The 6,741-nt window shown below is 60.6% G+C and carries 5 protein-coding genes and 1 pseudogene; all 6 read left to right on the top strand.

All coding sequences use genetic code 11. The annotated features are described in order from the left end of the window. Window positions 1–108: 108 nt before the first annotated feature. Window positions 109–1,914, top strand: a pseudogene (locus AC13F2_RS02400) (strawberry notch C-terminal domain-containing protein); the annotation flags it as partial. A 59-nt stretch (window positions 1,915–1,973) separates the two neighbouring features. Beyond that, window positions 1,974–2,243: a type II toxin-antitoxin system Phd/YefM family antitoxin gene (locus AC13F2_RS02395; RefSeq protein WP_010240558.1), complete on the top strand. Its 270-nt coding sequence runs from the start codon at window positions 1,974–1,976 to the stop codon at window positions 2,241–2,243. After that, the gene (locus AC13F2_RS02390) at window positions 2,244–2,609 is read left to right on the top strand and encodes a type II toxin-antitoxin system RelE/ParE family toxin (protein ID WP_010240557.1); all 366 of its coding nucleotides are present in this window, start codon (window positions 2,244–2,246) and stop codon (window positions 2,607–2,609) included. It begins immediately after the preceding gene. Between the two features lie 372 nt (window positions 2,610–2,981). Beyond that, complete coding sequence (locus AC13F2_RS02385; RefSeq protein ID WP_196847419.1) at window positions 2,982–4,955, top strand: ParB/RepB/Spo0J family partition protein; 1,974 nt, start codon at window positions 2,982–2,984, stop codon at window positions 4,953–4,955. Between the two features lie 159 nt (window positions 4,956–5,114). Then, window positions 5,115–5,267, top strand: coding sequence for a transcriptional repressor (locus AC13F2_RS02380; RefSeq protein ID WP_353050647.1), 153 nt, complete (start codon window positions 5,115–5,117; stop codon window positions 5,265–5,267). A 348-nt stretch (window positions 5,268–5,615) separates the two neighbouring features. Beyond that, window positions 5,616–6,209, top strand: coding sequence for a hypothetical protein (locus AC13F2_RS02375; RefSeq protein WP_482964181.1), 594 nt, complete (start codon window positions 5,616–5,618; stop codon window positions 6,207–6,209). Window positions 6,210–6,741 lie beyond the last annotated feature (532 nt).

Here is a 6,741-nt window from a genome sequence, read left to right as displayed (position 1 = left end):
ACGACGTCCGCAAGCGGGCATAGCCTTCGGCCACGCTGCCCCAACCGCACAATTATCTGGAGTAAAATCATGACGAACCGACGCAATCCCGCGCCTCCGGCTGCGACGCTCGACATAAACTGCGACTGCAAAGAATATGTCATCGACTACCTCGCCAAGAGCTTTCCGGTGCGATTGATGCAGGTCTTCGCCGACGACGATGGCAATCTTCGCTCCGAGGCGATGAGTGACGAGGAGGGCAATCCCGTTTTCTGCCCGCGCGCCATCGCCGCGCGCGATGCGCTGATCGAGCAGCTCTGTGCGCTGCCGCCCATCGCCACTGCGCTAGACGCGATCATCGAGCATTTCGGGACCGAGGCCGTCGCCGAGGTTACGGGCCGGACCCGCAGGCTGGTATCGGGCCGCGATGGTCAACAACGTCTCGAACGGCGTAGTCCCAGTGCCAATGTCGCCGAAGCGCAGAGCTTCATGGAAGGGACCAAACGTATCCTGGTCTTCTCGGATGCGGGCGGCACGGGGCGATCCTACCATGCCGACCTTGGCTGCCGGAACCAGCAGCGCCGGGTCCATTTTCTGCTCGAGCCGGGCTGGCGCGCCGACAACGCCATCCAGGGTCTCGGCCGTACCAACCGCACCAACCAGGCCTCGGCCCCGCTGTTCCGGCCGGTAACCACCGACGTGAAGGGCGAGCGCCGGTTCATCTCGACCATTGCGCGAAGGCTCGACGCATTGGGCGCGCTGACGCGCGGCCAGCGCCAGACCGGCGGACAGAACCTGTTCGACCCGGCCGACAATCTCGAAAGCGACTACGCGCGCGAAGCGCTCAGCCGCTGGTTCCAGCTGCTCTATGACGGCAAGCTCGAGGCCACGAGCTTCGGCAATTTCGTCGAGCGGACCGGCCTCCGACTTGAAAGCCCCGATGGCGGATTGACCGATAATCTCCCCACGATCCAACGCTGGCTCAACCGCATTCTCGCGCTGCCGATCGCGCTCCAGAACGCCATATTCGACGAATACCTTGGTCTCGTCGAAGCGCGGATCGAAGCTGCGCGTGAAGCCGGAACGCTTGATCAGGGACTGGAAACCGTGAGGGTCGATCGCTTCACGGTGCTCGCCGATGAACTCCTGCGCACAGACCCTGTGATCGGTGCCGAGACCCGTCTCGTCTCGCTCGAAGTGACGAGGCACCTTCGGCCTCTGCGATTGAAGCGCCTAGTGCGGATGCACGAGATTGGCAGTTCGCACGCGATCCCGATGCGCAATGCGCGCTCGGGCAAGGTCGCGCTGTCGGTTCCGACCCGCCGTCTCATCACCGACGACGGGGCCGTGATCGAACGCCGACGCCTTCTGCGCCCGCTCAACTCCGCGAACTGGACAATCGAGGCACTCGCTGAAAGCCACTGGGAAGAAATTGGCGTCACCGCATTCACGAGGGCCTGGCGTGCCGAGGAAGAGCGAGCGGCCAAGTCACCGGTGACCGAGCGCGTGCATCTCGCCACCGGGCTGCTGCTCCCGGTGTGGAAACGTCTGCCGGGCGATCATGTCCGCGTCACCCGGCTCGTTGCCGAGGACGGTCAGTCGATCATCGGCCGCGAAGTGCTCGATATCGATCTCGCTGCGATCGCTGAGACCTTTGGCCTCTCCGGAGTTACCGGTCCGGCGCCGGACCAGATCGGCGATCTCGTCCTCGCCAGCGGCAAACCGTTGGGCCTCGCAAGCCACGATCCACTCACAGTGAAGCGTTCGCTGGTTGGCGGCGAACAGCGCCTTGAACTGACCGGATTCTCGCCGGATCGCCTCGACTGGTACAAGAACAAGGGCTGCTTCACCGAGATCATTCGCTACCGCACGCGGCTGTTTGTCCCGACGCCGAGAGCAAGCGAGACCCTCCAAAGCATCGCAATCAAGTCTTGAACTTCTCATTTGCCCAAATCGGGTCTATATGGAGACCAAATTCAGTCCTAAGGTGTTCTATGAAACTGGACCAGCGCATCAAACCGATCAGCTATCTGAAGGCCCACAGTGCAGAAATTATCCGGGAGATTGGAGATGGCGCCGGGCCAATGGTCATCACGCAGAATGGCGAAGCCAAGGCAGTTCTGCAGGATGTCGCCAGCTACGAGCGCGCACAAGAAACGCTCGCTCTGCTTAAACTTCTGGCGCTCGGACAGGCCGATGTTGCCGCCGGTCGGACCCGCCCGGTGGCAGGCCTCGCGGATCGCGTACGAGGTAAGTCAAACTGAATGATGGCGGCCGCTGTAGCGATCGAGATCACCTCCGGTGCGGAGCGCGATCTGGTGGGTATCTGGCAGCGCCGCCTGACGCAGCGCGGGCCGGATGGCGACGATGGTGCGGACGCACTGCTCGATGACCTTGTCGCGTCTATCGGCTCCCTTGTGAACAATCCTGAGAAAGGACCGGTTCCACCGGAACTTGAGGCTCTCGGGATCACCGACTTTCGGCAATTGTCGCGCTTTCCGTTCCGCATAATCTACGGGTATCAGCCCGAGCCAGCACCCGGTCAGGTGACCGTGTTCGTAATCGCTGATGCGCGTCGGGATTTTCGGACGCTTCTCGAAGAGCGCTTGCTTAGCAGCGGACAGGCATAGGCTCCGCTGAAGAGGTCAGGGTCCGGAAGAAGCTGAGCGCTGCCTCCGATTGCGCTTAAGTTTCCCCTTCTCTCCTCCCCTCCGTGTGTCTGAATGAACCGATAAGCTCCCGTGTCGCGTACGCCGGAGCCTGATCACGTCCTTCCTCAAGTCCGGGCGACTGATCTGCCTGTGCCCGCTGATGACGGGCCTGCGAATGGGTTCGCGCATCGAGAACAACTGCTCTCATGGACGGATCTCAGCCGATCCCTGATCGCCCCATCCCGGTAGCATAGATGGTCGCCACACCCATTGAAGAGAGTGGAGGGAGCCCTTTGGGCTTGTGGGCCTCGTGATCCTCACCTGCGCCTTCATTCCATCAGGAGAACACCCATGATCCAGTCGATTCCCTTGAAGAAGCTCGTCCCGAGCCCGCGCAACGTTCGCAAGTCGAGCGACATGCTGGCCGATCTCCAGCTGCGGGCAGACATTGCCGCGCGGGGTCTGCTGCAGAACCTTGTCGTGCGCAAAGGAAAGCGCGGCAAGTTCGAAGTCGAGGCCGGCGGCCGCCGTCTCGCCGCGCTGCAGGCGCTGGCCGAAGAGGACACCTTGCCTGACACGCACGAAGTCACCTGCCTCGTCATCGAAGGCGAGGAAAGCGAAGTGCGCGAAGCCAGCCTTGCCGAGAACTTCCAGCGTCTTGCTATGAACCCCGCCGACGAGGCGCAGGCCTTCGCTTTCATCATCGAGGCAGGGGCTACCACCGAAGATGTGGCGCGCCGCTTCGGCCTCACTGTCCGGTTCGTCGAAGGGCGTCTGCGCCTGGCAAGTCTGGCACCCTGCGTCTTCGAAGCGCTCGCCGAAGGCACGATCACGCTCGACATGGCCAAGGCCTACGGCGCGATCTCTGACGCGGAGCGCCAGGCACATGTCTATGCCGAGCTGCAGGACGCCTGGTACCAGATCACGCCCGACACGATCCGCCGCATGGTGCTCGACGCAACTGTTCGTGGCTCCGATCCGCGAGCGGTTCTCGTCGGACGCGATGCCTACCTCACTGCGGGTGGCCGGATCGAACGCGAACTGTTCGACGACGATGCCAGCGAGAGCTGGATCGACGTCGCGCTGCTCGAAGACCTCGCGCACAAGGTCATGGAAGAGGCGGCGGAAAAGACCGCGCTCGAATATGGCCTTGCCTGGGTGCGCCCGACCCTTGGCACCTATGTCAGCCATGACCTTGTTGAAGGTCTCAGTCGCTTGCCCTGCGAGCCTGCGCCAATGACCGAGCAGGAAGCGCAGGAGCTCGGCGAGCTCGAGGCCGACTACGACCGCGTCGCCGCCGTGCTCGAAGACGAAGACAGCGACGAGGACGAGGTCGCCAAGGCAGAACAGGAACTCGTCGTCATCGACCGCGCCATGCGCGCGCTCAATGACCGGCCGCCGCTACTCGCCGATGAACTGAAATCCGAGGCCGGTGCCTTCCTAGTCCTCTCTCGCAATGGCGAGCCAACATTGGTCCCGCAGTACTACACCAAGACCGAGGTCATCACCGACGAAGGTGTGGTCGAGGCAGTCGAGGAATCCGGAACGGCGAAGCCAAAGGGGAGCTCGCTCTCCCAGCGGCTGCTCGACGAACTGGCCATGCAGCGCCGCAACATCCTGGCGATCCATCTCGCCAACGATCCGGCACTGGCGCTCGACTTCATGGTCTTCACGCTCGCCGATGCCGACGGGCACGATTGGCGCGCAAAGAAGGCCTCGACGCTGGTCGGTTCGGTGGCATCCGGCCCGGTTACCGGGTTCGAAGCCAAGGATGCACCGGCAAGTGCTGCTATGGCCGAGTTTGCAGGATCGCTCGATGAAAGCTGGCGTGCTGGCGAAAACGACGTCGAGCGGTTTGCCAGGTTCCGGGCACTGTCTGACGAGGCGCGCTCGGCCTGGCTCGGCCATGTCGTCGCACGCACGCTTGTCGCCAGCCTGGCCTGCGAAGGCGAACGCTCGGTGCCGCTGCACGAGGCGCTCGGCTCGTTGCTCGAAATCGAGACGGCGCATTGGTGGCGGCCCACGGCGGCGAATTACTTCGACCGCGTGGCCAAGGCCCGCACACTCGAAGCGCTTGATGCTGCCGGCGGTCCCGAACTGGTCAGTCGCTATGCTGGCTCGAAGAAGGCCGAACTGGCAAGCGCTGCCGAACGCATTTTCTCGGGCAACTTCATCGGCGAGGCAGATATCAAGGAACGGGCGCAAGCCTGGGTGCCCTCTATCATGCGCTTCGCCGATACCGAGGATGTCGCGCTGGCAGATGCCGAAGCCCACGAACCTGTCCGCGAGGACACAATTGACGAACTTGCCGAGCAGGCTGCCTGACCCCTCCTGACAGGTCCAGGTCACTCGGCGGGCGGTCCGTCCCCCGCGGGACGGGCCGCCTTTTGCTCGTGGTATCGAGCAAGTTGCCGCTTAAAACATCACAAATAAACCACGTTGCGCTGGCTTCGAGGAAAATCAAGCTGGATCAATCGAATTTTAGTGTGCCGTCCAATATCTAGGTCTGTAGCGACCCTAGAACAGCGAAGGCAGATGTTCCGTATCCTTCTCGAGTCGGACGAGCATCTTTCGGTGGAAGATCTATATAAGCGCGCTCGCCTCCGTTATTATGGCATCTCTCTCTTGACCGTCTAACGAACGTTCTCCTTACTGGAGACTCTCCGTCTATTGGAAAGCACGATTTTGGTGACGGCAGAACGCGTTTGGAAGCAATTCCGGAAGCGCAAAAAGATCATCTCACCGACGTAACGACCGTACCGGTCTAACTCGGTCATTAGGGTCGGGGTTTTCGAAAACCCCTACTTTCGTTCATCAACGGACTTGCTGATTTTGTGAGTAGACGTGTGCTTGTTGTGCAACCATCCGAGTGGATCATGTATAGGTCTCTGGGTGATGGTCAAATTCTCCCCACATTTGCATTGGCGCGGCCACTCCGCGCAGGTATGGTGCACCTGAGTCGCATTGACCGTAGGTATCTCTTCGATGCGAAAGCGACACCAACTCACCCTGACCGGGCTCGCCGCCCTGCTCGTGTCATGCAATGGCAGCGATACTGCGGAGGCGGATATTGGCAACGAAAATGGGGAACCAAACTTCGCTGGCGAACAGATCACTTTGACCGGCGATGCTCTTCCCGTCGTTGGTGCAGCATCCGCGACGCCCGGAGCTGCCATCGGCATCACTCCAGCGATAGAACCCGAGGCGAGCGGCACCGCGCCAGATCTGACAAACTATGTTGGCAAATTCCCGTTCGACGAGGTCTCTGGTGTTTCCTGGAACGAACACCCAATGGTCAAAGCGGGAAGCCAGAAGACCGTGACCGACGCCTCCGTACTCGAGGCGATGGCGATGCCTGGAGGTCCTTCCGCTCCGATCGCGACATACCTGGGTAAGGTCGGTTCTTGGGGTTGCCAGGTGCACAACTGCGGTGACCATCAATGGGCCGTCTTGGTTGATCCACGCACCGGCGAGACCGATGTCTGCTATCACAATGCGGCAAAAGTCCGAGGCAAATCGCGGTGGTTTCTGGCCAATGGTGTCGAAGAAATACGACCCGGCAACTGCGCAGTCGTGTGACCTTATCGCGAACCCGTCGAACCTCTACATTTGTTTGCGCGGACAATTGTTCCGCAGGCACGTAACATGCGCTTCAACGCGATGCTTTCGCCCTTGAAGAACTCAGCAATTTGGAGTGCGATCATACTGGTCGCTTGGGAAATCGATCGCCTTCAGGATCGTTTAATCGGCTCGATGGCGCACGGTTTTCTTGCAACTTTGCCTTGACCGCTGACCCTGCGTCTTGTGGATGAACCTGCTAAACACGTTTCCTGCAAAATCAACCTACTCGACTGAAAAAACTTCGTCGTTATGCCCAACACCGAGCATTCTAAACTTACTCAACTTTGAGTGTTTGTACACTGTAACTCTCGCTGGGCTGAAGAATACTTGAACTCTATCCGCAATTATTCTGAGCACAAACGGGAGAGCAAATTGCGGCTCCAACGACGCGTTCGGCTGCGGTGAGAAGTATGATATTGAAGTCTTTGGATCGGCTGCATGCGGCATGAGTTGATCGGAGTAGACCCATCCGACGCCAATTGGGAGAGCC

The organism is Qipengyuania sp. L-5Y (genome assembly GCF_056859455.1).
This window is presented reverse-complemented; position numbering and strand designations above follow the sequence as displayed.